Consider the following 23,798-nt stretch of genomic DNA (forward strand, 5'->3'; position numbering starts at 1 on the left):
AGCAACAGGGTGTCTTGGCTCCTCCATAACCGCATACTACACCATGTGGTCGGTTGAGTAAAGTGCATACCCACTTTTTTTTATTGTGTTCCGAATACAAGCGGCAACGGACTTTTCATCAGATACATCCGTCCGGATAAAGAAAAGATTCTTTGGATTTTTAAATTCGGAAACGCACTCCCGTCCGGCTTCCCGGTCGATGTCGGCAATGACGACCCCGGCGCCTTTTTTAAGGAGGTAGCGCGCGATGCCCTTTCCGATCCCCTGGGCGCCGCCGGTTATGATGACGATTTGCTGGTTTAAATCTGCCATAACCCAGCCTCTTCAATAAATGTATTCTTTTGATAAATACATATTTTCATAAATACGTTAACATTCCAAAATCCCTCTCGGCCTCCCTTTACAAAAGGGAGGGGCAAAAATTCCCCCTTTTTATATAAGGGGGATTTTTCAAGAATGTGTTTTTAAATTCAGATTGAAGAATACGCGAACGAATTTTCAAAAAACCAGACTAAGTCAGGGCTCCACCGTGCTGAGTGCTTCGAAAAAGCGGTTGCTCATGTTGTAATAGGAGATAATCTGAACCAGGCTTAAAATATCCTTGTCGCTCAATCCCGCATTCCGGAGGGCGTCCATGTCGGCGCGGCTGCAGCTGTCCGGGCAGCGCGTGACTTTGACCGCGAATTCGGCGATCTGTCGTTCGCGCGGGCTCAGGTCTGCTTTGGTAAAGTCGATGCTTACCTGTTTTGCCAGTTTGGGATCTTTTGCCACTCGACCGAGGGCTGCCAGATGGCTGGCTGTTCAGTGCACTCAGCCGTTAAACGAGGCAACCACCAGCGCGGCAATTTCCTTTTCCCGCAGGGTCAGCCCATTGGCGCTTTCATGAATCATGTGACTGAGCTTGTAGATCAACCCGGCGATGTCCGGCGTCAGGCTGTGGAGGTGAACCGTATCGGGGGGAAGGCCCGTGGATATGTTCCGGGTCTGGCGATACAGCTCACGAACCGCTTCGTTGGGCGTGTCAATCGGTTCAGTTTCAATCCAGGGTGTCCAGGTCATGGGTGTGGTCTCCTTTCATTGGGGTAGCCTGCCGTTATTCCCGCCTCCGGTCTTGCATGCTGATTTCCTGTAAACATGGATCGGCCGCTGCCGCGAACGGCAACTGGGAATCAGGTTTTAGCCTTTTCCTTTTTCCAGGGTTTGAAGATTGAGATGAACACCGTGATCATCAGAACCAAACACTGGAGTCCCCCGAAAAAGAGGTTCATTTTCAGATCCCAAACCATTCTTTAAGCCGATGGGCGCCTTGGGTCGGATCTGCGTCGACAGGCTTTAGATAAAAGGCCGCAAGGCGGATGGAGATGGTTTCCCCGTTTCCCCAGGGCCACCAGGCGCAAAAGGCAAGCGCATCCTGGCCTGGATCCGAGGTGAACAGAAGCTGTCCGGGCATGATGCCGCCGAATCTGCTGATAATCGTCTGCACGGCTTCAGGCGCTTTGTCAATATTAGAACTGTCCCATATCCTGTCAAGACGGCTCACCAAGGGGTTATGAATGCGCTCCTTGTTGTCGACATTAAACTCGGCCAGAACGGTTTGGAAGCGATCATCCCATTTCCACGCCAATACCCCCTTGAACGCGTTCGATATCTCTCTGCAGACATTCTCAGGTCCTGATAAATTAAGATTGTTCATTATCTCCGTATCCTGTTCTAAATTTAACCGTTATGCAATAGTTTCGTCCCAACCGTTTTGATAGGTGCGTTTGGGGGATCTTTTGTCAGAAAAACCGTTTTCGGACCAAAACACTTTATGAACGATATGAGCATCTAAATCAACAAATTTTCATTAATCCTGAACCCGTTCAAACACTAATGAGGTTGCAGCCAGTGACCGATGGCGTTGGCGTAATAATTTAAAATAGCCCCTTCTTCGGGCGTCGCCTTGAACTTTCCGTCGGATTCCGCAACAATGCCGCGAAGCATCAGTAGATCCACCGCGTCGGCAATGGCATGGGCGCGGGTGCTGCGCGGTGTTTCAAGAATGGGCGCGCCGCTTTCCTGGAGTTTGGCTATTAATTGATTGCAGCGACTTTCAACGTCCATGATATCGATGGCAGTATCCCCGGCATCCAGAAAAACCCTGCACACCAGTGAAACCGGCAGTACCGGTACGACGTCGGCAATCGTGCGCATGAGCCGGCGGCACAGTTTTTCGATTTCCGGAAATCGTTCGATCCGCGGCAGGCGGCTGAAGTCCACTTTCTGTTCGCGGCAATAGGTTTTGACCGACAGCGGGGTTCCGAAATTGACACAGGCAAAACCGTAGCGGCGCCAGCGGCTGAGCATCATCTGAAAGAGACTGCGCAGGATGAAGCTGCCGGTGGTCCGGAATACGAACCACAGGCTGCGTTTTTCGGCCGAGGGGTCCAGGGCGCGCAGCAGGCTGCGGTCTTCGATAGTCCGGTCATAGTTAATTCCCACCGGGATGAAGACGATGTCACGGTCGCTGTCGGGTTCATACTAGCGGAGCATGTAGTCAATCAGTCCCAGTTTAGGCGGCCGCAATTTGCCGTCGCGGCTCAGACCGCCCTCTATAAAGACGGCCTGGCAGACACCTTCCTGGGTGGCCATGTGAATATAGCGTTCCAGAGCCCGCCGGTACAAGGGGTTGCCTGAATCCCGCCGGACAAAAAAAGCCCCCATGAACCGGATCAGCATATGCAGTGGCCAGATTTTGGCCCATTCCCCCACGGCATAGGAAAGCGTCGTTCGTTCCGCCGCCAGGAAAGCCACCAGGATATAATCCATGTTGGAGCGGTGATTCATGACAAAGACGACGGTGGACTTCGGATCGATCGTACGGTACTGCTCATCATTGAGAAGCCCCACCCGTACGCGGTAGAGAAGCCGCGCTATTTTTTTGGCGATCCAGTATCCGGTCCGGAAATAGAAAAAGGCGTTAAAGGAGGGTACGATTTCCCGGGCGTAGGCCAGAACCTTGTTCTGGACGATTTCCAGGGCATGTCGTGCTCTCGTGCGTAGCTCTGGATCGCTTCGATAACCTTGGGATCATACGCCAGGCGGTCGACCAGGACCTGCCGTTTGGTCAGTTGGAAGGGCCGGATTTCGATATCCAGACGGGTGCCGATTTCCTCGATGACCCGGTTGATGCGCCGGCGCAAAAACCAGCGGCTGCTGGGGATCAATACCCGGTCGAGCACGGCGATGGCGGCTATGATCACCAGCAGGAGAAAAAGCCAGGTGGAAATTGTTATTTGTCCGGCCATTTTGTTCAGTTTTCTTCAGGCAGGCGTATAGCCAAAACCGGTTTTCGCGAATGTCGCAGAACTTGTCGAACCGTGCCGCCGATCATGGCTTCGACAATTCCGCCGATACCGTGGGTCCCAATGACGATAAGATCGCAGTCTCTTTCTTCGGCGGCACGCAGAATTTGTTCGGCCGGGTTGCCTTCGCTGATGAGGATTTCGTCGGTTGCCACGTCGGGAAGACGCTTGTCCGTCCTGATGTCAGTACAGAACTTGTCGAGGATTTCCTTGATGATTACGTGTTCCCTGCGCTTTCCGATCAGTGCTTCCCGGGCGTTATCGTGGTGCCTCTTTTTGATCTCTTCATACTTGTCGGCGCCGATGAGGTTTTCGACAAATCCGGGGGCATCGTGAAGCACATGCACCATCGTAATGGAAGCGCTGTAGTGGTCGGCCAAGCTAACCGCGTAGGCATATGCATAGCGCGCACTTTCCGACAGATCTGTGGCGTATAGAATTTTTTTGATTTCCACTTTTGGCAGCAACATATACCCCCCTTGGCATGATGATTGTCCGGTGAAAATGGGCAGACTGAATGTCCAGCCACTATCAACTCGAAAAAATTGAAGACACCCTGTGTAATTCTCATAGAACAACTTATCGGTATAAGTCAAACGGGATTGGGTTTTAACGTTCAACGCCGAACGTCTCTCCGATTCTGGTGCAAATTCCGACAGCCAACGCAAATATGATATCAGTCGAAAGATGTTCGGTAATGGTTCGGTCGTAAAGAATTTTTGCTTCCGGCGGGAAATCGTCATCGCCTGCCCAATACAGGACAGATACAGGAATGCGGGGTGTAATTTCGAATCTGTAGGCAGCATCCGCCATATCCATTGGTAAACCATGAAGCTGCTCACATTTGTTTCGAAACGCTTCAACGTTATTGTTAAATTGTCTGCAAATCAAACGGGTGGGTATTTCGTGCGGGCCACGGAAAAAAGTAGCGCCGCCGGGGATATCTTTTTCTGAAATCCATTCTCCGCTTATTTCAATATCTTTGGATTTAAGGAGATAATAGATAATGAAAAGATGAAACAAATCATGGGGGCTTTGAACATTTTCGGCAATACGATATATTCTGGATTCATGAGCGGATATCGCGTATTCGTCGCCCCATACCGACAAGGTGTAAAACTTTTTTTCCACTTCGTAGCTACACGATACCCGCCTGCAAACATTCTTCGGATCTTGTTCGGACAGTTCTTGAAAATAAATTTTGTCGATTAAACCGGTCATATTTCAACCCACTGATTTCCATTCCGTCTTCATAAACAAACAGTCTGAAAAAAGCCCCTCTCAAACCCTGAATCATTCCTATGCCATCAAATTGACCGAGCACCCATTTGTCTTTCTGAAAACGAGATATTTTTCTATTGTAAAGTATCGGCCCTACAAGTAAGACCAAAAATATAATCAAAAGCGGGACACCGCCAAGTTGTTTAAAGTTATGTTTGTCCCCTAAAGGAAATCCTGCCATCGCCCCTGCTATGAGCATTATTACAAGAGTCCAAACAAAACTCGCTCCTATACCAATCGGAAATAATGAATCTGAATACTTTTTATCCATATGTCGATCAACCAACTATCAGGCGAATCCGATAAAATACATATGGCGCAATAGCCGTCCAGATCAGCACCAACGGCCAGACCCGGCCTTTAATTAGGTTGTAGTCACGAATGAGTCTGCCCCAGGGATGTCCCATAACGTAGTGACCGAAACCGAATTCAAACAAAAGGGTCATGATCATCCACATGCAACCTATCGAGACGGCTTGCCCTGATGATTCAATCCGGAAAACTCCAGTAAAAATCCAAATATATGCGCCAAAGAGAATAATTCCAGTAACGGTTGACACTTGATGGGCTGACAACTCATGCATAAACGGCCCATATACCTTTTCGCGTATGGCGCCGTTCAGGACAGCGAGAAATACCATGCCTAACCAGCCGGCAGCATAGATCAATAGGATCTTCATATCCTTTTGGATCCTAACGTGGCATTAAAGGGCTGGGTAAATTTACATTGAGAAAATTGATAAGCGTTTTGCATGATGGGCTTGTACAACCAGTCTCAAAAAGTTGCAGGATAAACCCAGTTCCATTCCACCGGCTTTATATTCTTTAATAGCATTCATCCTTGCCGGGCCGAAGAACTTTGAGAGTGTTTATCGAAAATATGAACAAAATGATTTTATATTACACGAGCTTTAAGCATTATGCAGAGATTGAACTTGAAAGAATTATTAATCTAATGAACCATTCGTGTCAACAAAAACAGCCAAACGGCATTATATTAAGACGCTAGTAAATTGGGTTATGATTTACACAAATCCTGATATTCCGGTGGATGTCTTTTATGGTTCGATTGATTGTGATTTTGCGGAAAAGGGCAGGGGCATTCGATTCTCGATGTTTTCGTGTGGAACGAAAGTCGGTTAAAATTGTGAGAAAAATATTTTACGAAACAGATGAACTTCTATGAGTGCTTTGAACCGCAGGAATCTGAAAGGATTGACAGGGGTTCTTTCCGGTAATATCGCGATAAAATTTTTGAATCGTTTTCAGGTCCTGTTCGAGATTGCCGGTGGGGTGAAATACCGGGCCGATTCCGCCTATTTTGAGCCGATAATCCAAAAATCCCAAGACAATGGGGACGCCGGCGCCATTGGCGATATGGTAGAACCCTGTTTTCCAGTAAAGGACTTTTTTGCGGGTCCCGGAAGGGGGCACCATCAGGATCATTTCCGTCTTGTGTTTAAAGGCCGCGACCATTTGAAAGACCACGTTATGGGCTTTGCTCCGGTTGATGGGCATGGCGCCCAGCCAACGGAACACCGGCCCCAGCGGCCAGAAAAACCAGGAATCCTTCATCATGATCAGGACATCGATGCGATACACCAAACTGATGGCAAGGGCGTAAATAAAATCCCAGTTCGATGTATGGGGTGCGGCAATCATGACATATTTGGGTATATTCGGGCATTCGCCTTGAACCCTCCAGCCGGTACATTTCAAAAAAAAGAGAGCCATCCAGCGTGCTACCGTTCGGATGATGGGTGTTTTGTGTATGGACATGATAAAAACCTTTGCTTCTGGCAAAAAAAAGTAATGCATCATACCGGACGGCGCCGATCAGGGATATGTTTATTTTGGCTTTTACAATTCTTTTACAAAGCGAATCAATAATTGACGGTTGCCGACGGGTCCTATATAGAGAGGTTGGGGCGTCCGTTGACGGGTGTTTTAAAATCACGCCTTGACTATTTATGTTTTTATTGTTTCGGAGATACCGATACCGACATGCGAAATTAGAACGGCGTCAGAAGCTGTCCGATAGGGTTTATACCGCTTTCCTTAATAAAGTTCCGAAACAATGAATGGCGGTATAAGCGGTTGTAAAAAAACGGTGGATAAGGGAACGTTTTTTTGACAACCGCTATAGTTGATGAACATTATACCCTTCAGTTGCAACAACGGGTATGCAACAGACACTCCAAATTCCATGCAGACACCGGCGTCCATAGGCCGGTCATCTTTTTAAGGTGGTTAGCGATGACATCAATCAATGATATTGTTCTGATCTATTTTGAAGACAAACCGCTGGTTTTTGCCCGGGTCGAAGAGATTGCCCCGGACGTCAAGGCCGGCTGGTACGGAATCAAACTGCTGCTTTTGCAGGTGCCGCTTCAGGTGGTGACCTGGATTTTGCGGGACGTCTACATCAACGGCGACGAGTTTACCATGAACGGCAAGCGCATGCGCCTGGAAAAGGTGGTTGCGCCGGCCGAACCGGGTGGGACTGAGAAGGCCGCGGTCAACGAGGAAACAACGAAGAAAAAGCCGCAGGAAAGAGAAGGGGCCAAGGTGATATCACTGGCGGATTTGAAGAAGAAGTAGGCAACCAGTGAAGGACAACGCAGCTAAAATCGTGATTTCGGCGTCGCGCCGGACGGATATACCCGCTTTTTACCTGCCGTGGTTCATGGCCCAGGTCGAGCGGGGTTTTTTTGAGGTGCTCAATCCATTCAACCGGCAGGCTTCGGTGATTGCGGCATCACCGGACCGTGTAGACACCGTTGTGTTCTGGTCCAAAAATTTCGGTCCTTTTCTGGACGGCGGGTTCGGTGAAACCCTGCAGCATGAGGGGTACCACTTGTTTTTTAATTTCACGGTCAATTCAGCCGTGCCGCTGCTGGAGCCGAAGGTTCCGCCACTGGAAGAGCGCTTAGCGCAGCTCCGGGAACTTTGCAGCCGCTTTGGCCACCGGGCAGTCAACTGGCGTTTTGATCCGATCTGCTTTTACACTGATGCGGACGGTACGATTAGAAACAATATGGCGGATTTTAGCCGCATCGCGTCCGCCGCCGCCCGCTGCGGGATTGAACGGTGCATCACCAGCTTCATGGATGATTACGCCAAGATCCGCCGTCGGATTGCCCAAACCCCCGGGTTTAGCTTCCTGTATCCGGACCCGGCAGATCAGCGACAGATTGTGCTTAAAATGGCCGGGGAACTGGCGGAAAAGGAAATGGCGCTTTTTCTGTGTTGTGAAAAGGAATTGCTGGGTATTCTGCCGTCCGGGTCCGGCATCAGGGGGAGTTCGTGCATACCCAATGACTTTCTAAAAGAACTTTACGGCGGAAATCTGTCAATCAGAAAAGACAGGGGCCAGCGCGTCGCATCCGGGTGCGGCTGCAAGGTTTCGGTGGACATCGGGTCGTATCAATCCCAGCCGTGTCATCATGGTTGTTTGTTCTGTTATGCCAATCCGGCCGCCGTATGAGGTGATGACAAATGTTTGCCGGCAGCTGATGAATTGGTTACTAAGCCGATATCTGCATGAACAAACCGGAATGATGGAATGATGGAACACTGGGGGGGAAGAAAATCTGCAATATTCCACCATTCCAATATTCCTGAATACTTAAACGCGCATTGGGTACAGGTATTGAATGTATTCTCCTACTCCTAAGATAGGTTTGGATACCAATGAGTCAGGGTACAAAAAAAGTATGAAAATCGGAAGTGTACAACTCGAAAATAATATCGTACTGGCCCCACTGGCGGGGATCAGCAACCTGCCGTTCCGGCTGATGGCCAAATCTTACGGTTGCGGCTTGGTGTGCTCCGAGATGATCAGCGCGGTTGGGCTGGTGCGAAATTCCGGCAAAACGCTGGGGATGTTGGACAGTGCGCCCCAGGAAAAACCGCTGTCGGTGCAGCTATTCGGAGCGGATCCGGCCGTCATGGCGGAGGCTGCGCTGATAATTGAGTCACGGGGCGCCGACATCGTCGATATCAATTTCGGCTGTGCGGTCAAAAAGATTATAAAAACCGGTTCCGGCGTCGCCTTGATGCGGGAGCCGCAGCGGGCTGAAAAGTTGATCACAGCGGTCCGCAAAGCAGTAAAAATTCCGCTGACCATCAAGATGCGCTCGGGCTGGGACACCAGCGGTCAGCAGGCCCGGGAGCTTGCCAGGATCGCCCAGGGGTGCGGTGTAGATGCGGTGGCTCTGCACCCGCGCAGCGCTACCCAGAGATTTGGGGGGAGTTCGGACTGGTCCCTGATTGGGGCGGTCAAAAAAGAAATCTCTCTGCCGGTCATCGGAAACGGGGACATCGCAACCGGGGAGGACGCACTGTTAATGATGGAAAGTACGGGTTGCGACGCGGTTATGATCGGTAGGGCGGCCATTGGAAACCCCTTTATATTTTCAGAGGTGATCGCCCGCCTCAAAGGTGAATTGCCGCCCCGGACGGACCTTGCCCTGCGCCGGCAAACCATGCGGGAGTACCTGGAAGCATCGGTAAAGTACATCGGGGAGGCGCATGCCTGCTACATGATGCGCAGCCGCCTGGGCTGGTTTGTAAAAGGACTGCCCCACAACAGCAGTTTCCGGGAGTCCATCAAGCAGGTCACCTCCCAGGTCGAAGCTGAAACCCTGATAGACGCTTATTTTGAATTTGTAGAAAAAAATGCCGTTATCGGCGTTTGACCGTGCAGCCCTCCGTGATGTTCGTGCCGGAGACCACCACTGCTTCGGACCGGTTGGGATAAACCGCGGTGATCCTGATTTCTCCGATTTTAAGTCCGGGCCGGAAAAACAGCTGGCCGGCATGTCCGCTGATGGTGCTGCCGCTGTCATAGACTTCAAGAATATCTCCGGGCGTCAGACCGTTGTCTTTGCCGGCGGATAGAATAACCTTATCCGGTAATACGGAAATGATATATCCTTTCCAGGCCTGATCGTTTACGGCGTCGCAAATGGATACGCCCATATCATCGGCAATCTGCTGCAGCGGTTTCGTCAATAACGGAAGCGTGCGGGTTTCTGTTGACCGCAGCGACTCAAACTCATCTTGACGAATTTTGATTTTCCGGACAAAGCGTTCATCCAGAATTTTGGCGCCGGTTTCAGTGTCCAATGCCTCCACCCCCACCAGCAGTTCGATATACGGACGGGAGCCTTTGAACCACCAGAACCCGTAGGCTTCCTCATCTATTTTGATATCCAGCAGAGTTCCGGTGACGATGGCGTTAAAACCGTATTTTCGGCCGGTTACCGCCAAAGCGTAATTGTCTATCAGACCGGATGGCAGCCGCGGCAATGTTTTCAAATAATCCGGAAAAGTTTTTTCTTCCGGTGTTACCAGCAACGTGTCCGAGCAGGCCCGGGTCAGCTTGGCGGTGAACTGCCGGTGAAAACTTTCTCTGATTTCATCCGATGCGATTTGGGTTCTGTTTTCAAATACAGTAATGGCCACTTTCTTTTTTAAGGTCCCCCCGCCGTCGCCGGCGGCACCCCGGCTGGTCGCGCATCCGCTCAAGACGGAAAGACCAACGGCCAGCACCAGCAGTGTGAAAAAAGTATGGGTTATTAAAGAAGTTATCTGCTGCAGAATATTTTTCATTTTTTGCCCTCGTATACGGCCTTGACCTGGGTGGTGATGCCGCCCCTGGCGGTAAAATCTCCGGTTACTTCCAGCCACAGTGGAGACAGCACCGCAACCAGGTCATCGAGAATCCGGTTGACGACATGCTCATAAAAGATGCCGACGTTGCGGAACTGCAGCAGATAAAATTTCAAGGACTTTAGTTCAACTATTTTTTTTCCCGGCCGATACCGGATGGTTATAGCGCCGACATCAGGCAACCCGGTCATGGGACAGACCGAGGTGTATTCCGGCTGGCGGATGGTAATATCAATGGACCTATGGCCGTGATATTTGTATGCAATGGTTTCGAGCACATCCTTTTGGACGATGTCCGGGCTTTCGATGGTATATGGAATCTTGCGGTCTGATGGTGTGGGCATATGTTCCTCTTTGTTAGTTTTCGCTGCCGTTTGGGCTATACCGAACCGTTTTAAAATAGTGTAATGAAAGCATTCATAAGTGATACTTGCGCAGCTGTCAATTATTCTGTTCGACAACCCTGAAGAATCCAATCGGCCGGAGGGTCGGCTTGACACAAGATATTGTTTTTGTTAAATGTTTGTCTTTATCACCCATAACGCCAACAAAGGATGTGAACCATGAGCGCCATTGACGAGCAGATTCTCAGGGCAACCAAGGAAATCCTTGTGAAATTCATCGAAGTCGGTCGGGTTTATCCGGCCACCTTTAACGATGCGTTCTCCAACGTGTATCGCACCATCACCAAAGCAGTCAAAAATCCCGACAGCATTCCGGAACCGCCGGCCGGAAAAGCAAAGTAGCCGACAGCAGCCGGTGGGATCTTTTAGACCTGTCTGTGCAGACCATCATTCAAGGGTGGTTGCAGCAGGCATAAGGCTTCGGCCGGGCTTCGTCCGCTCAGGGTTTCAGGACCTTTTCAAAATACGGACGATTTTGGGGCGGTATTCATCTTTTTGGGCCAGACGGTTTCCACTCAACCGTATCAGTCCAAAAGCGAGCAGGAAAAATAAAAAAGCGCAGATCACCGACAGGGCTGTAACATCAACATTCAGAAACGGTGCGGCGGTTTGCCCCAGCAGCGCGCCGGCAAACATGGCCAGAATCGGAAAAATATAGAGCAGAAATGAGAGTTTAAACAAGGATGCGGATTCAAACCTGATGACGACCCGGTCGCCTGCCTGGGCGCCGCCGGTGTTGACGGCCTGAACCTCCATCTCCCTCCCGCTCTCCAGGGTGCTGCAGGACCCTTTGGATGCGCAGTTTTCGCAGGCGCTGGACCGCGTAGTGGTGATCCACGCGGTGGTTGCGTCTACTTTGCAGACAATGCCTTCTTCAGTTGCCACCTTTAAGCTCCTCAATATATTTGCCTTTGAAGTCTGGTTCCTTTCACAATCGTTTTTAAAAGTCAAGCAAGCCGGGGGATTCTCAGTAATTCACAATGAATTGCTGAAAGATTCCTTTGACGAAAAGGGTTAGAGGGCTTGACGGCTCGTTATGGGTGGAATATGGTTGTTTTATTCGCCTTCGCCTGAATACCCTGCTGCTTGCAGCAGGGATGAAAGGCGAGGTGAACCGCGCCGAAGCTCAACTGAGCGTAGGCGGGTTAAAGCTACGGCGCAATTCCGCTTTGATACCTCGCAGCTGGCTGCGGGGAGCTTCATTATAAACCAACAAACATCATAGAGGCGTCCCATGATATCAGAGAACCGGTCCCGTGTTCTGGAAGCGGTCCGATATATAAAAGCCCGAATCGACAAACCGGCCGTTTTAGGGCTTGTAACCGGAACGGGTCTGGGGGAGAGCGTCGGGGCGATACAGGTTGAGTCGTCCCTGCAGTATGGTGAAATCCCCGGATTTCCGGCAGCCACCACCGAAAGCCATCCGGGCCGGCTTCTGGCCGGTGTGATCCAGGGCAAGCAGGTCATCGTCCTGCAGGGACGGTTGCACCTGTATGAAGGCTACACGCCGGTTGAAGTCACATTTCCGCTGCGGGTACTACAGGAACTCGGTGTACGGCGGCTGATCCTGACCAATGCGGCCGGCGGACTGAACCCCCTGTTTCGGCCGGGAGATATCATGACGATCACGGATCATATCAATCTGACCGGTACCAGTCCGTTGATCGGGCCCCATGAAGACGGGTGGGGGGAAAGGTTTCCCGACATGTCAGCGACGTATGATCGAAACCTGATAGCGCTGGCGCAAACGGCGGCAAAGGCTGAGGGGTTGTCCTTGCGCCAGGGGGTATATGCCGGATCAACGGGGCCTGCCTTAGAAACACCGGCGGAAGTTCGTTATCTTCAAAGAATCGGAGCAGATGCCGTGGGGTTTTCAACGGTTCAGGAGGTGCTTGCGGCGGTTCAGGCCCGCATGCGCATATTGGGGTTGTCGGTCATCACCAATGTGCACGACCCGGACCGGCCGGTCGCGGCAACGGCGGCTGAAATCATTGCCCTGGCCCGGGGGGCGGCGCCGAAACTGGGAGCGATTATAGCCGCTGTTGTCAGAGGGCTTTAAAAGAATTTCTGCAAATATTCTTCCTTATCCATTCCGGTATAGACCGACAGGTCCGGCAGCTTTAGAGCGTTCGCTGCAAAATCCAGGACTCGCTGATAATCAAAATGCATTCCCATTTTTTCGTAGTAACTCTGAAGAATCCGTTTGGGGCGATATTCCTTGAATTCGCACGGTATCGAAAGGAGCGGAATGGCTTCACGGGCGATCACTTCAAGAATGTCGGCGTTGTTGTAACGGATGAGCGGCCTGAAAATCGAATAGCCGTCCTCCATTTTGACCAGGGGATAAAACCGCTGGGCGGTCTCCCGGAACCGTTTGCTGTCGACAGTTTCATTTTCATTAGTATTGGGAGAATAAATGTCCATCAGGACATGTTCTATGGAGTAACTGACAATGTCCCACAGGGAGAAGCTGACCACGATGACCAACTGCTGCCAGTCTTTCACCGATGCGGATAAAATTTGTTTGAGCAGTTTCTTGCGGACATCCTGGCACGGCAGGCAAGGGTTTGGGGTTATCCGTATTTCCTCGTCGGTAATGTCCATATCGTACCAGTTGACGGCCGCTCCCCGTTCCAGCCAGAAAGCGCTGATGCGTTCTTTTTCCGCGGCGGTGTAGCGGTGCACCGGAAAGGCGCCGGCATGGGCTTCCACTTCAAACCCATATTCCGGGGCCGCCTTTAAAATGAAATCCAGGGCGACGGAGGAGTCTTTGCCCGCAGAAAACAGCACAAAGAGCTTTTTAGCATTAAACTGGGAAAGGATCGGGTGATAATCTTTTTTCCAGGCGGAATAGGTCAGGGCGGTATTTATGTTGTTCTCCATGGGTTGTTCAGGGCCGTAACAGGGTTTCCCGGGATAGGCCGCGGTTGAGCCGCTCAATCTGTTGCGGGCTGACCCGGACGCCGAGTCCGGGGCCGGTTAAGGGGCCGGCCAGGCCCCCGGCATTGAAAGACACATTGTCAAGGGTAATGTTTTCCTTTAACAAAAACTTATCGTAGGAACCGTCTACATAAAGGGCGTCCCTGCATAACAGGGCCAGGGTTCTGCCGGCGGCTGAGAGCAGGCCGGATTCTCCCAACTGACAGCCGACCTGGAAATACAGCCCATGGGACCGCAAAAAATCGATGATGGCCAGGGATCTGTGAAATCCGCCGCATTTGGACAACCTGATGTTGATCATATCGTAAAATCCATCTGCAAGGATCTCCGCTGCGTCCGGCAGGGAACAGGCCGATTCGTCCGCCATCAGACGGATGTTCTTCGCCGCCATGGCGGCGGAAAATTCGGGCAGCGCGGCACTTGCGGGATCCAGCGGTTGTTCGACCACCTTGACCGGGAGCGCTGTCAGCAGGGGGATATGTTTAAGGGCCAGCCTATCGTCCCAGGCGCCGTTTACGTCGATTCGCAGATCGCAGTCCGGTCCCAGGATGGAGATGACGGTTTCAATGGTCCGGCTGTTGCCATGAAAATCACGATCCATTTTAACCCGGACCTGGCGGATCCCCAGTCGCTTGATCATGCGGCTGCGCTCAGTGATGGTTTCCGTGCTTCCCAGGTGAATGGCAGCACCGTAAACGACGCTGTCCGTCCGATGACTTTTCGGGAAATATTCAAGTATAGGGATGTCCCGGCTTTTCCCCAGGGCATCCAGCAGGGCTGTCTCAATGGCACAGATGGCTGCGTTCCGGGTTTTATCGGCGGGGAGCGCAGCGATAAATGATCTTACCTGGGAAATGTCTTCCAGGTCCCAGGGAAAGTCGGGTCGGCGGGTCAGGAGCGACAGGTGCGATAAGACGCTTTGGGTGGTTTCGCCTGTGACATACGGCCGCGGCGCAGCTTCACCGTAGCCCCTGGGGCCGTCTCTGCGGCAAATCACTTCGGCGATAACGTTGGCGGCGGAAGACCCTTTTTTGAGAGAATGTGAAAAGTCACCTACGAACGGCAATATGACCGGGAAAAGATTTATCTGATGTATCTTCAAGTTAAGCGTCTTTCCCTGATGCGGTATCGACAGAAGACGGTTTTAGCGGCAGGGTCATGATGAACGCGGCGCCCTCATCGGGTTTGCTGTTGACTTCGATGATCCCGCCGTGATCGACGATATTCTGGTGGGCGATAAAAAGTCCCAAGCCGGTGCCGCTGTGGATGGTGCTTTTATGCTTGGTGGTGAAATATGGGTCGAAAATTTCATTGATGACACCGGCAGGGATCCCCGGCCCGTTGTCCGTGATTTCGATCTGGATGTCGGCGCTGTTTCTCCTGGTGAAAAACTGCCGGGTCGCTATCTGGATGGTACCGTTTTCATAACTGAAGTCGATGGCATTTGAAAGAATGTTCAACACAGTTTCTTTCATTTTTTCAGTATCCATCCATACGGGCGGAATATCCGGACTGAACTGCCGCAGAATTTGTATCTTTTTGGAATTGCTCTGGGGCGAGACCAGCAGAATCATTTTGTCTATGAGCGCATGCAGATCGCCTAATTCGAAATTGGTTTCGCGCGTTTTGACCAGGTCCAGCAGTTCGGTTATCAGGTTGTTGACGCGGCGGGTCTCTTCGGACGCTATTTCATAAAATCCTTTTCTGAATTCTTCATCATCGTATTTCTTGGGAAGCATCTGGATGAAGGTGCCGATGGCCGTCATGGGGTTTTTTATTTCGTGGGCCAGCCGGGCTGCCAGGTTTCCCAGAAAAGAGAATTTTTCCGCCCGGCTCAGCAGGGCCTGGGAGCGCTTGAGCTCTTCCATTTGATTCTGCAACCGGCTATACAGCCTGGCATTTTCAATGGCGATGGCTATCTGGGAAGCGAAAATTTTCATGGTCTCGCGGGTCTCTTCGGGGATGCCGGTTGCATCAACCGCGTCCGTCGCGATGACGCCAATTACCTTAGACCGGGTAATCAGCGGCACCACAAAGGCGGAGGTCGGTTTGCCGTGCGCGATGATGATATTTTCTTTTCGCAGGCTGGAGTTTTCAACATCATGGACATACTCGGGCTGTCCGGTTCGTGCCACCCGGACCACGATGTTGCTGACCCGGGTCAGGGGCACCTTGTAGCCGCGCAGGACTTCGCGTACGTCATCGCCGAAGCCCACGCCATGAATATATTCGAGATAATTGCCCTCTTCATCCACCAGCATGACAATGGCCCGGTTGATGCGGCAGACATTATAAATGATGTTCATAATGTCGCTCAGGAGCTCTTTGATATCCAGAACGGACAAAATGGCCCTGCCGGTTTCCTGAATGGCCAGCAGCTGTTTTATTTTCTGGTTCAGCTCCTTGTTGAGGCGATTGACCTCTTCATACTTCAGTTCAATAGTCCGCTTGTCCTGCTCCATTTCCCTGATGGCGTCTTTCAAGACAGTCCGGGAAGTAAAAAATCTTGAATAAATTTCCAGCAGTCGATTTCTCTGGGGCCACTTGAGATTATATTCACAATAGGGGGCGCCTTCAAAATAACAACAATTTTCTTCCAACCGCAGGGGCACCCCGTCCCAGATAAGCGGCATAAACGTGTAAGCGCCCTGGTTGTAGAGGCAGATCGGTTTGGTGACCTGCATGTGCGGGGCCCAATGCAGGCGGATAACGGCTTCATTTTTTTGAGCTTGGACCAGTTCGACCTTTTTGCTCCGGTTCCATTTGTCATTGATTTTCTGGATATGTTTCAACCCGGTCTGATAGGACCAGAATCCTTTGATGAATATCCGCAAGACATAGCCCAGGGAGGCCGTTTCCACCGCGTGTCTGGCAATCCTGTAAGGGGACATGGGGTCATTCAGGTGGGTGATGGCCCGCTGGAACAGTTTGGAGATAACCTTGCAGGAAATCCAGTTGTTGGGGTCTTTTAAGAACCCCTCCGGGTCGGGCAGACAGTCGATTTCCGGATGCAGGTCGTTTAAAAGCAAGGAAATGTCGCCGTCATTGTGCTTTTTAAAATAATCCAGAATGACCCATGAATTTATGCAGCTGGTTTCTTTTTCCATATCGGTGGATAGCCCGAAAATATCTGTCAGGCAGCCTCGCTAAAGGAAGGCTCCAGCAGCGGGGCCGATGACGGTAGCGGGGTTGCAACAGTGAAGGCCGGAACCGTTTCGATGGCCGGGTATTTTTTCCATTGATACCATTCTTCCGGGTGAATGTATATATATCGTTCCAAAAACTTTAAAAGAACTTCAGCCATGGGCGTGTGAGCGGACCGCTTAAATTGCCGGGACATGCTTTCCCAGGAAGTTGCCATGAATTTGTAACGGTGATTATCGCTGCGGTGCATGACTCCGAAAACCACCGGCGCCGCCGCCCGTTTTGACAGCACATTGAGGGTCTTATCCAGGAACGTCTGCTTGCCCAGGAAATATATTTTGTCCTGGCGGGAAGGCCGCCACTCGTCAATTTCATCACACTGGGTGATGACAATCCGGTTTCTCTTGAGGCTGTCAATGATCGCCTTCATCATGTTGGGGGTTTGGTCCGAATCAATGATTTCTATCCCGAATTTGGCGGCCTGATCCAGCGACATGGATCGCAGTTTTTCGGAGGTGAATCTGACGACCATGCTGACCGGATAATTTTGAAACCCCAGATAAAGGGGCATATATTCGACACCGCCGAAGTGTCCGGTGACCAGCAGGACGCCCTTGCCGCCGGCAAGGGCCTGGTCCAATGCTTCTTTGCCTTCGAGCTCCACATGGGTCTCGAAAAAAGACCGCAGTGTTTCCGCCGGAGAAAAGGCGTTAATGATTTTTTCATAATAATGGGCAAAGATCCCCCGGTAAACCGCTTTTTTGAGGAATTTAATATCGGTCGGGTTTTTATGATTTTCAAAAACAGACTGAATCGACACAGCGATTTTATGTTTTTCTTTTCTTTTGATAAGAAAATAAATCTTTACCAGCAGGAAAACATAGACATAAGTAAATGACCACCCCAGTTTTTGCATCAGATAAAAATTAAACCGCATCTGCAAAAAAGAACTTAAATTGAAACGCATGCGCCACCTCCTGATTAATCAAAATGTGATCTTACAACCTTCTGTTACTCTCAATTTGTGTGCCAGAAATCAATTTTTTTGAAAAAAGTTTCATTATTTTCGATAAATCTCAAAAAAATAGGAGATTAGTTCTAAACTTACATGATTTTAAAGCTTTCAGACGGAAACGGTTCTGTTGCCTGCCGCTTTAGATACCGATCCGGAAGGACGATTAAGCTAAGGATTGGCGCCATCTGTAGGGATGTGCACAAAAATATGTGCATGAATGCACAGTTTTTTGTGCACGGTCATCCGTGTCATGCCATTGACATCTTGACCCGATGCGCAAGATATGGCAGTTTGAGAACCATTACAGGTGCTTTTTCCAAGCGGTTGGCCATCTTGAAAGCGGTCATAAGGAATTGTGGATATTATGGATACGATTTTGGTTGTTGATGATGAGCGTGGTGTAAGAGAATCCTTTAACATTGTATTAAAGGACCACTATCAGGTGTTGATGGCCCAGACAGGGAAAGAAGCCATCGATATTTTTTCAAAAAACTATGTAGACCTGGTCCTGCTGGATATCCGTTTGCCCGATGTGGGCGGTGTGGATCTGTTGCGTAAGCTCAAAGAGATGGACCCCGGCGTGGAAATTATCATGGTAACTGCGGTAAAATCTATTCAAACCGCCGTACAGGCGATTAAATCCGGCGCTTATGAATATGTGATCAAGCCCTTTGACGTGGAAGAGGTTCTGACGGTTATCAACCGGGCGCTGGAAAAAAGACGACTGGTTAAAGAAGTTACCTATCTCAGGGATGAGCTGAAACGGGTTCAGCCTTTTGAAAAAATGGTGGGAAACGATAAAAAAATGAGCGCGGTTTTTGAGTTGATTACCACCATATCCCGCGGCGACGGTACGGTTTTGATTCAGGGGGAGAGCGGGACCGGCAAAGAGCTGGTGGCCCGGGCGATTCACAACCGCGGTCCGCGGAAAAATCAGCCGTTTGTGGTCATCAACTGTGCCGCCATACCGGTATCGCTGATGGAGCGTGAACTTTTCGGCCATATCCGGGGCGCCTTTACCGGGGCCGTTGATTCGCGCTTGGGCAAACTGGAGATCGCCAACAATGGAACGGTTTTTCTGGATGATATCGATTCCCTCGATATCGGTATGCAGGCCAACCTTCTCCGGGTTATACAGGAAAAAGAATTTGAGCGCCTGGGCAGCACGAAGGTCATCAAGGTCGATATCAGATTTGTGGCGGCTTCCAATAGAGACATCCATAAGCTGATTGAAAAAGGAGAATTCAGGGAGGACCTCTTCTACCGGCTCAATGTTTTTCCCATCGAATTGCCCCCCTTAAGAGAACGTCGCAGCGACATCCCCCTGCTGCTTGATCATTTTCTGAAACTGCAGTCCCAGCATACCGGTAGACCTGAAAAGAAGTTTTCTGAAGAGGCCTTGCAATCCCTGGTAAAATATGATTGGCCCGGAAATGTGCGGGAACTCCAAAATCTGGTTGAGCGGCTGGCGACCATTACACCGGAGCCGGTAATCCGGCTGAGGGATATTTCCGTCATCAACATCTCAAAAAGAGGGGTCGGGAATATGAACCTGAAGGATGCCGTAACAGCGTTTGAAAAACAATATATAACTGAATTCATAGATTTTTATGAAGGCAATCGAAAAGTTGTCGCCGACAAGCTCGGTGTCCATCGCAATACGCTTTTAACCAAATTAAAAGAATTTGAAATAAAATAAACGGCGCTATCACGCCCGATTTTCCCCCTGTCAACCATCCTTCCGCCATTGCCGGCATCCCTGATACCTGTTGCTTTCACAGAACGTATCATCAGTGAATGGTATTCCAATAACGTCAAACCCTTCCGGAACAAACAAAACCGGACCCTCCGGGCAAAGATTTAAACCCCAGACGGCGGTGTGCACATAAAACTGTGCATCAAAGTTGGCGCTCGAACCGAAAAAAGATGCATTTTGCGGCAAAACAGTTACCCAAGGAATCTGTCCGATAACCTATAATTCCTCTCTCCCGCCAAGGCGGGACGGGGAGAGGTTAGGTGAGGGGTAAATAAATTCAGTTAGTTACACCCTCACCCCGACCCTCTCCCAAGATGAGAGAGGGAGTTGTCGGACGGGCTCCAAGAGGGATATTGCGGTGGCATGAATATTGCTATGGATAATCTGGACAGAACTGTCTGGATGGGTTGGTTGAATCGACCATCCCGGTTTCGTACCTCGGTATCAGGTTGAAGCCACACAGAGATATCAATTGATTTTGAAAAAGAAACATTTTGCATAGGGTTTTTGCAAGTGTGCACCTATGAAAGGATACTTATAAACAAGATGACGTCGTTAGACCGAATGGATTATCAGAAGCAGATGGAAGTGCTTAAGCGGGAGATCCGCAGCCTCAATGCCAAAATTATCAGCCAGCAGAAGCTGGAGGAGCAACTGCTGCTGGCAGATAAAATGAAAGCGCTGGCCTCCCTTGCCGGGGGTATTGCCCATGATTTTAACAATATCCTGCAAGCCATCCTCGGGTATACCCAGCTGGCTATGTTGAACAAGACGGAATTGGACCCGGATTACAAGACCTTTACTGAAATCGAGGAGATAATCAAAAAAGGGAGTGAACTGACCGGTCAATTCCTGGCGATCGGACGGAAAATTCGCCCTCAATTGATACCGCTGGACTTGAATGAAAGCATTGAAGGAACCCGGAAGCTGCTGGGCCGCACGTTTCCGAAAATGATTGAAATCAGACTGCAACTGGCTGAAGACCTCTACCGGATAAAAGCGGATAAAGGCCAGATCGAACAGATTCTGATCAATTTATGCATCAATGCCCGGGACGCGATGGTCAATCAGGGCATACTGGAGATCACCACGGAAAATGTCGCCGATTCCGGCCGTTTAACGGTTTTAAAGGGGGCTGCCGCCGCCGGATATATTTGTCTGACGGTTTCAGATACCGGCTGCGGCATTTCTCCGGAAATAAAGGAGCGAATTTTTGAGTCCTACTTTACAGCCAAGTCCACAGGAAACGGGACCGGTCTGGGGCTGTCGATGGTCCGAGCCATTGTTAAAAACCATGGCGGCACAATTGAATGTACCAGTGAAATGGGTGTCGGTACCGAATTCAAGGTCTTTTTCCCGGCATTAGCGCAGGAAGTGGTCTCCCCAAACAAAACGGTTCAGCCCCAAAGGGGCGGAAAGAACAGCAGGGGTAAAGAAACGATCTTGATGGTGGATGACGAGATTGAAATTTTAAATATCGGCGAGGCCGTACTGCGGAAATACGGCTATCAGGTTATAACGGCCCAAAGCGGTGAGGACGCATTAAACCTCTATTCATATAAAACCGTCGATTCCGTTATTCTGGATGTGGGAATGCCGGGAATGGGCGGCATCACCTGCCTAAAGGAATTGCTTGCTAAAAACAAATCCGCCAAGATCCTCATCAGCAGCGGGTATGTTTCCGATGATCATGTGAAAGAAGCCTTGAAAGTGGGGGCCAAAGCTTTTTTGTCAAAACCGTACCGCATCGACAACCTGCTGGAAACAGTACGCCGGGTGCTGGATGAATAAGTTGTCCCAGAATAGAAAACTTGGTCCTAAGCGCCAAGTCTGATTTAGCCGGCTTTTCCTTGTATTTTTGTGTTTAAAAATCCAAATTCCAATAAAGCAAACCACCGCTGGGATAACCCCACCAGTTACATAAGACCCCGGAATTTAATTATATTTCATGTCAGCATCAGTCGGAAAGTACGGGTGCTGTATCGATCGATACCCTCCGCCCGGGGCGGAAAGCTTCGTTCGGCAACCGTAATGCGTCCCGTTCTGTTGACGATGAGGGCCGCAGCCGAGCGGGTGCCGTAGATCCGGCTGGTGATAAAAACCGGCGAAAGCAGCCGCTCCCAAGCCGAACCGACGCCGGTATCCGGAAGGAGTTGTCCCGGCGGAAAAGACCGGTCTGAGAGAATGTCGAAGATATCTTCCGGTGAAACCCTTTTCTTCGTTTTTATGAGATTCTCCAGAGAATCCTTGCCTTTCTGCACTTTCGGCCAGGGGGTGTCCAGCAGGTGATTGCTTAACCCATAAAGGCCGGATTCCAGTTGCCGGATTTCATCGTTGCGGTTTGAATGGTAAAACAAGCCGGAACGGTCGCCCAGCAGCAAGCTGAAAGGGTTATATTTATGGGCGTTCTTGCGGATACGTTCCAGATAAACCGGCGGCGAATCCGTCCCTTCTAAAAAATTTCTCACAAGCAACCCCCGCGAGGGCGCATCTCCCCTTATTGCCGACGGATCCCTGAAGTTGGTGAGGGCGGCGATGCGGCCCTGGCAGGTGATCCCCAGCCAGGTGCCGCCCCCCCGGATATCACGGCCGGCCAGGACATGCGGCGCTTCGCGCCAGAAAGCCAGCGGTCCCGTCGGCCGGTCATAATATTCATCACGGTTTGCCGCCACTATCAACGAATTATCGGCATGCATGTCATAAGACAAAAGAATCAGGCACACGGGAACTCCATTGACCGGTCGCGTGAAAGTATGTTAGAAAAACTTTTTAGAATTTGATCCCTAATATTGTCCGATCTGCGACTCTTTTTCAAACCTTTTTTCGGAAAAAAACAGACTGCTTGAATTTATAAATAATATCGTACAGGAGGATCTAAAATGAAAGACGTGGTAATTGTCAGCGGCGCAAGGACGGCGATCGGCAATTTTGGGGGCGGCCTTAAAGACGTTCCGGTGGTTCAACTCGGTGCCACCGCCATCAAAGCGGTATTGCAACGCGCCGGCCTCAGACCGGTTCCAGGGGGGGATACAATGCTTGCAACCTGTCCGGACAAACTAAAAGGCCAGGGCTTGGTTGAACCCGAGAAAAAAGGGTATGTCTGGGACGATGCAGCGGCGCCCATCACCATCGATGAGGTGATCATGGGAAACGTGCTGCAGGCGGCCCAGGGGCAGAACCCGGCCCGGCAGGCGATGATAACTGCCGGGGTTCCCAAGGAAACTCCCGCCTTTAGCATCAATAAGGTGTGCGGATCCGGACTGAAGGCGATTGCCCTGGGGGCCACCGCGATCATGGCGGGACAGGCCGATGTTATCCTGGCAGGCGGGCAGGAAAGTATGAGTTCGGTCCCGCTGGCCCTGCCCAAGGCGCGCTGGGGCCATCGCATGGAGCTGACCGGTATCGGTGAAGTATACGATCTGATGGTTTTTGACGGATTGTATGAAATTTTTTATGGTTACCACATGGGCGTAACCGCAGAAAATATCGCTCAAATGTATGGGATCAGCAGAGCGGAACAGGATGAGCTGGGGGTATTAAGTCATACCCGGGCCCGCAAGGCGATAACAGATGGAATCTTTGCCGGCGAGATCGAACCGGTCAAGATAAAGACCCGTCAGGGAGAAATCGCCTTTGATAGTGACGAGCGGCCCATGGATACGAACATGGAAAAGATGGCGAAGCTCAGACCGGCTTTTAAAAAAGACGGCACAGTGACCGCCGGCAATGCGTCCGGCATCAATGACGCCGCTGCTGCCGTCTTGCTGATGAGTGCGGCAAAAGCCAAGGAGATGAATCTGGAACCCATCGTCAAGATCAAGGCGTTTGCTTCCGGCGGCCTGGACCCGGCCTATATGGGACTGGGGCCGGTTCCGGCCATCCGAAAAGTGTTAAAATCAACCGGCATGACCATCGCAGATATTGATTTAATTGAATTAAATGAAGCTTTTGCTTCCCAGGCAATCGGTTGTATGCGTGAACTCGGCATAGAGACCGACCGCCCCAATGAACTCGGCAGCGGCATCTCCCTGGGGCATCCGATCGGATGCACCGGTGCGCGCCAGATGGTAACGGGAATGTATCAGATGCAGCGCAAGGGGTACGCCACGGGTCTGGTCAGCATGTGCATCGGCGGTGGGATGGGCATGGCCATGATCGTTGAACGATAGGTTCTATATTCGCAATTACCGTGACGTTTTTTTTCTTTACTTGATGGGCAGGAATTGCTATTTGTCAAA

At 50.6% G+C, this 23,798-nt stretch carries 28 protein-coding genes; 8 read left to right on the top strand and 20 right to left on the bottom strand.

Annotated elements, in window-relative coordinates:
* Nucleotides 1-36: 36 nt before the first annotated feature.
* From P1P89_12840 to P1P89_12895, 12 genes are all read right to left on the bottom strand, one after another.
* The gene (locus tag P1P89_12840; protein ID MDF1592395.1) at nucleotides 37-312 is read right to left on the bottom strand and encodes an SDR family NAD(P)-dependent oxidoreductase; all 276 of its coding nucleotides are present in this window, start codon (nucleotides 310-312) and stop codon (nucleotides 37-39) included.
* Between the two features lie 204 nt (nucleotides 313-516).
* Nucleotides 517-789, bottom strand: a complete 273-nt coding sequence (locus tag P1P89_12845; GenBank protein ID MDF1592396.1) for a carboxymuconolactone decarboxylase family protein — start codon at nucleotides 787-789, stop codon at nucleotides 517-519.
* 21 nt (nucleotides 790-810) lie between these two features.
* Nucleotides 811-1,059: a hypothetical protein gene (locus P1P89_12850; protein ID MDF1592397.1), complete on the bottom strand. Its 249-nt coding sequence runs from the start codon at nucleotides 1,057-1,059 to the stop codon at nucleotides 811-813.
* 211 nt (nucleotides 1,060-1,270) lie between these two features.
* The gene (locus tag P1P89_12855; protein ID MDF1592398.1) at nucleotides 1,271-1,693 is read right to left on the bottom strand and encodes a hypothetical protein; all 423 of its coding nucleotides are present in this window, start codon (nucleotides 1,691-1,693) and stop codon (nucleotides 1,271-1,273) included.
* Between the two features lie 176 nt (nucleotides 1,694-1,869).
* Nucleotides 1,870-2,481, bottom strand: a complete 612-nt coding sequence (locus P1P89_12860; protein ID MDF1592399.1) for a hypothetical protein — start codon at nucleotides 2,479-2,481, stop codon at nucleotides 1,870-1,872.
* A gap of 39 nt (nucleotides 2,482-2,520) precedes the next feature.
* Nucleotides 2,521-2,889 carry a 1-acyl-sn-glycerol-3-phosphate acyltransferase gene (locus P1P89_12865; GenBank protein MDF1592400.1) on the bottom strand — a complete coding sequence of 123 codons (369 nt, stop codon included), beginning with the start codon at nucleotides 2,887-2,889 and terminating at the stop codon, nucleotides 2,521-2,523.
* Nucleotides 2,890-2,912: 23 nt separating this feature from the next.
* Entirely contained in the window at nucleotides 2,913-3,287 is a 375-nt protein-coding gene (locus P1P89_12870) for a hypothetical protein (GenBank protein MDF1592401.1), read from the bottom strand.
* A gap of 5 nt (nucleotides 3,288-3,292) precedes the next feature.
* Complete coding sequence (locus tag P1P89_12875; GenBank protein ID MDF1592402.1) at nucleotides 3,293-3,814, bottom strand: universal stress protein; 522 nt, start codon at nucleotides 3,812-3,814, stop codon at nucleotides 3,293-3,295.
* Between the two features lie 139 nt (nucleotides 3,815-3,953).
* On the bottom strand, nucleotides 3,954-4,475 hold the full coding sequence (locus tag P1P89_12880; GenBank protein MDF1592403.1) for a DUF3786 domain-containing protein: 522 nt from the start codon (nucleotides 4,473-4,475) through the stop codon (nucleotides 3,954-3,956).
* Between the two features lie 7 nt (nucleotides 4,476-4,482).
* Nucleotides 4,483-4,896: a hypothetical protein gene (locus P1P89_12885; protein ID MDF1592404.1), complete on the bottom strand. Its 414-nt coding sequence runs from the start codon at nucleotides 4,894-4,896 to the stop codon at nucleotides 4,483-4,485.
* 7 nt (nucleotides 4,897-4,903) lie between these two features.
* Complete coding sequence (locus P1P89_12890) at nucleotides 4,904-5,305, bottom strand: hypothetical protein (GenBank protein MDF1592405.1); 402 nt, start codon at nucleotides 5,303-5,305, stop codon at nucleotides 4,904-4,906.
* Between the two features lie 481 nt (nucleotides 5,306-5,786).
* Nucleotides 5,787-6,404 carry a lysophospholipid acyltransferase family protein gene (locus P1P89_12895; protein MDF1592406.1) on the bottom strand — a complete coding sequence of 206 codons (618 nt, stop codon included), beginning with the start codon at nucleotides 6,402-6,404 and terminating at the stop codon, nucleotides 5,787-5,789.
* A gap of 477 nt (nucleotides 6,405-6,881) precedes the next feature.
* Between P1P89_12895 and P1P89_12900 the strand changes: the two genes are divergently transcribed.
* The 3 genes from P1P89_12900 to dusB all read left to right on the top strand — a co-directional run bounded on the left by P1P89_12900 (nucleotide 6,882) and on the right by dusB (nucleotide 9,325).
* Nucleotides 6,882-7,226, top strand: a complete 345-nt coding sequence (locus P1P89_12900; protein ID MDF1592407.1) for a hypothetical protein — start codon at nucleotides 6,882-6,884, stop codon at nucleotides 7,224-7,226.
* 7 nt (nucleotides 7,227-7,233) lie between these two features.
* Nucleotides 7,234-8,112, top strand: coding sequence for a DUF1848 family protein (locus tag P1P89_12905; protein MDF1592408.1), 879 nt, complete (start codon nucleotides 7,234-7,236; stop codon nucleotides 8,110-8,112).
* 229 nt (nucleotides 8,113-8,341) lie between these two features.
* The gene (dusB, locus tag P1P89_12910) at nucleotides 8,342-9,325 is read left to right on the top strand and encodes a tRNA dihydrouridine synthase DusB (protein MDF1592409.1); all 984 of its coding nucleotides are present in this window, start codon (nucleotides 8,342-8,344) and stop codon (nucleotides 9,323-9,325) included.
* Here dusB and P1P89_12915 read toward each other — a convergent pair.
* Nucleotides 9,312-10,241 (bottom strand): hypothetical protein, encoded by a 930-nt coding sequence (locus tag P1P89_12915; protein MDF1592410.1) that lies wholly within the window; start codon nucleotides 10,239-10,241, stop codon nucleotides 9,312-9,314. The two genes, dusB and P1P89_12915, sit on opposite strands and share 14 nt — an antisense overlap.
* Nucleotides 10,238-10,645 (bottom strand): preQ(1) synthase, encoded by a 408-nt coding sequence (gene queF / locus P1P89_12920; protein ID MDF1592411.1) that lies wholly within the window; start codon nucleotides 10,643-10,645, stop codon nucleotides 10,238-10,240. Before queF ends, P1P89_12915 begins: the two co-directional genes overlap by 4 nt.
* Before the next feature lie 219 nt (nucleotides 10,646-10,864).
* On the opposite strand from queF, the gene P1P89_12925 reads away from it, so the two are divergent.
* The gene (locus tag P1P89_12925) at nucleotides 10,865-11,047 is read left to right on the top strand and encodes a hypothetical protein (protein MDF1592412.1); all 183 of its coding nucleotides are present in this window, start codon (nucleotides 10,865-10,867) and stop codon (nucleotides 11,045-11,047) included.
* Between the two features lie 105 nt (nucleotides 11,048-11,152).
* On the opposite strand, the gene P1P89_12930 is transcribed toward P1P89_12925, so the two are convergent.
* A complete protein-coding gene (locus P1P89_12930; GenBank protein ID MDF1592413.1) occupies nucleotides 11,153-11,590 on the bottom strand; it encodes a SoxR reducing system RseC family protein in 438 nt (145 codons plus the stop codon).
* Between the two features lie 349 nt (nucleotides 11,591-11,939).
* Between P1P89_12930 and P1P89_12935 the strand changes: the two genes are divergently transcribed.
* Nucleotides 11,940-12,764, top strand: coding sequence for a purine-nucleoside phosphorylase (locus P1P89_12935; GenBank protein ID MDF1592414.1), 825 nt, complete (start codon nucleotides 11,940-11,942; stop codon nucleotides 12,762-12,764).
* On the opposite strand, the gene P1P89_12940 is transcribed toward P1P89_12935, so the two are convergent.
* From P1P89_12940 to P1P89_12955, 4 genes are read right to left on the bottom strand one after another with little or no spacing between them, the layout of a single operon-like run.
* Nucleotides 12,761-13,588 (bottom strand): hypothetical protein, encoded by an 828-nt coding sequence (locus tag P1P89_12940; protein ID MDF1592415.1) that lies wholly within the window; start codon nucleotides 13,586-13,588, stop codon nucleotides 12,761-12,763. The two genes, P1P89_12935 and P1P89_12940, sit on opposite strands and share 4 nt — an antisense overlap.
* A 7-nt stretch (nucleotides 13,589-13,595) precedes the next feature.
* Nucleotides 13,596-14,747 carry an enolase C-terminal domain-like protein gene (locus P1P89_12945; GenBank protein ID MDF1592416.1) on the bottom strand — a complete coding sequence of 384 codons (1,152 nt, stop codon included), beginning with the start codon at nucleotides 14,745-14,747 and terminating at the stop codon, nucleotides 13,596-13,598.
* Between the two features lies 1 nt (nucleotide 14,748).
* The gene (locus P1P89_12950) at nucleotides 14,749-16,752 is read right to left on the bottom strand and encodes an ATP-binding protein (protein ID MDF1592417.1); all 2,004 of its coding nucleotides are present in this window, start codon (nucleotides 16,750-16,752) and stop codon (nucleotides 14,749-14,751) included.
* Between the two features lie 26 nt (nucleotides 16,753-16,778).
* Nucleotides 16,779-17,756, bottom strand: coding sequence for a lysophospholipid acyltransferase family protein (locus P1P89_12955; GenBank protein MDF1592418.1), 978 nt, complete (start codon nucleotides 17,754-17,756; stop codon nucleotides 16,779-16,781).
* A gap of 412 nt (nucleotides 17,757-18,168) precedes the next feature.
* Here P1P89_12955 and P1P89_12960 point away from each other — a divergent pair, with 412 nt between their 5' ends.
* Both P1P89_12960 and P1P89_12965 read left to right on the top strand, forming a co-directional pair.
* Complete coding sequence (locus tag P1P89_12960) at nucleotides 18,169-19,503, top strand: sigma-54 dependent transcriptional regulator (GenBank protein MDF1592419.1); 1,335 nt, start codon at nucleotides 18,169-18,171, stop codon at nucleotides 19,501-19,503.
* 603 nt (nucleotides 19,504-20,106) lie between these two features.
* Nucleotides 20,107-21,351: a response regulator gene (locus P1P89_12965; GenBank protein MDF1592420.1), complete on the top strand. Its 1,245-nt coding sequence runs from the start codon at nucleotides 20,107-20,109 to the stop codon at nucleotides 21,349-21,351.
* A 155-nt stretch (nucleotides 21,352-21,506) separates the two neighbouring features.
* Here the strand turns inward: P1P89_12965 and P1P89_12970 are convergent, their stop codons facing one another.
* A complete protein-coding gene (locus tag P1P89_12970; GenBank protein MDF1592421.1) occupies nucleotides 21,507-22,283 on the bottom strand; it encodes an NRDE family protein in 777 nt (258 codons plus the stop codon).
* Nucleotides 22,284-22,439: 156 nt separating this feature from the next.
* Between P1P89_12970 and P1P89_12975 the strand changes: the two genes are divergently transcribed.
* Nucleotides 22,440-23,729 carry an acetyl-CoA C-acetyltransferase gene (locus P1P89_12975; protein MDF1592422.1) on the top strand — a complete coding sequence of 430 codons (1,290 nt, stop codon included), beginning with the start codon at nucleotides 22,440-22,442 and terminating at the stop codon, nucleotides 23,727-23,729.
* The last annotated feature ends 69 nt before the right edge of the window (nucleotides 23,730-23,798 follow it).

Source organism: Desulfobacterales bacterium, from assembly GCA_029211065.1.
Lineage (GTDB): Bacteria > Desulfobacterota > Desulfobacteria > Desulfobacterales > JARGFK01 > JARGFK01.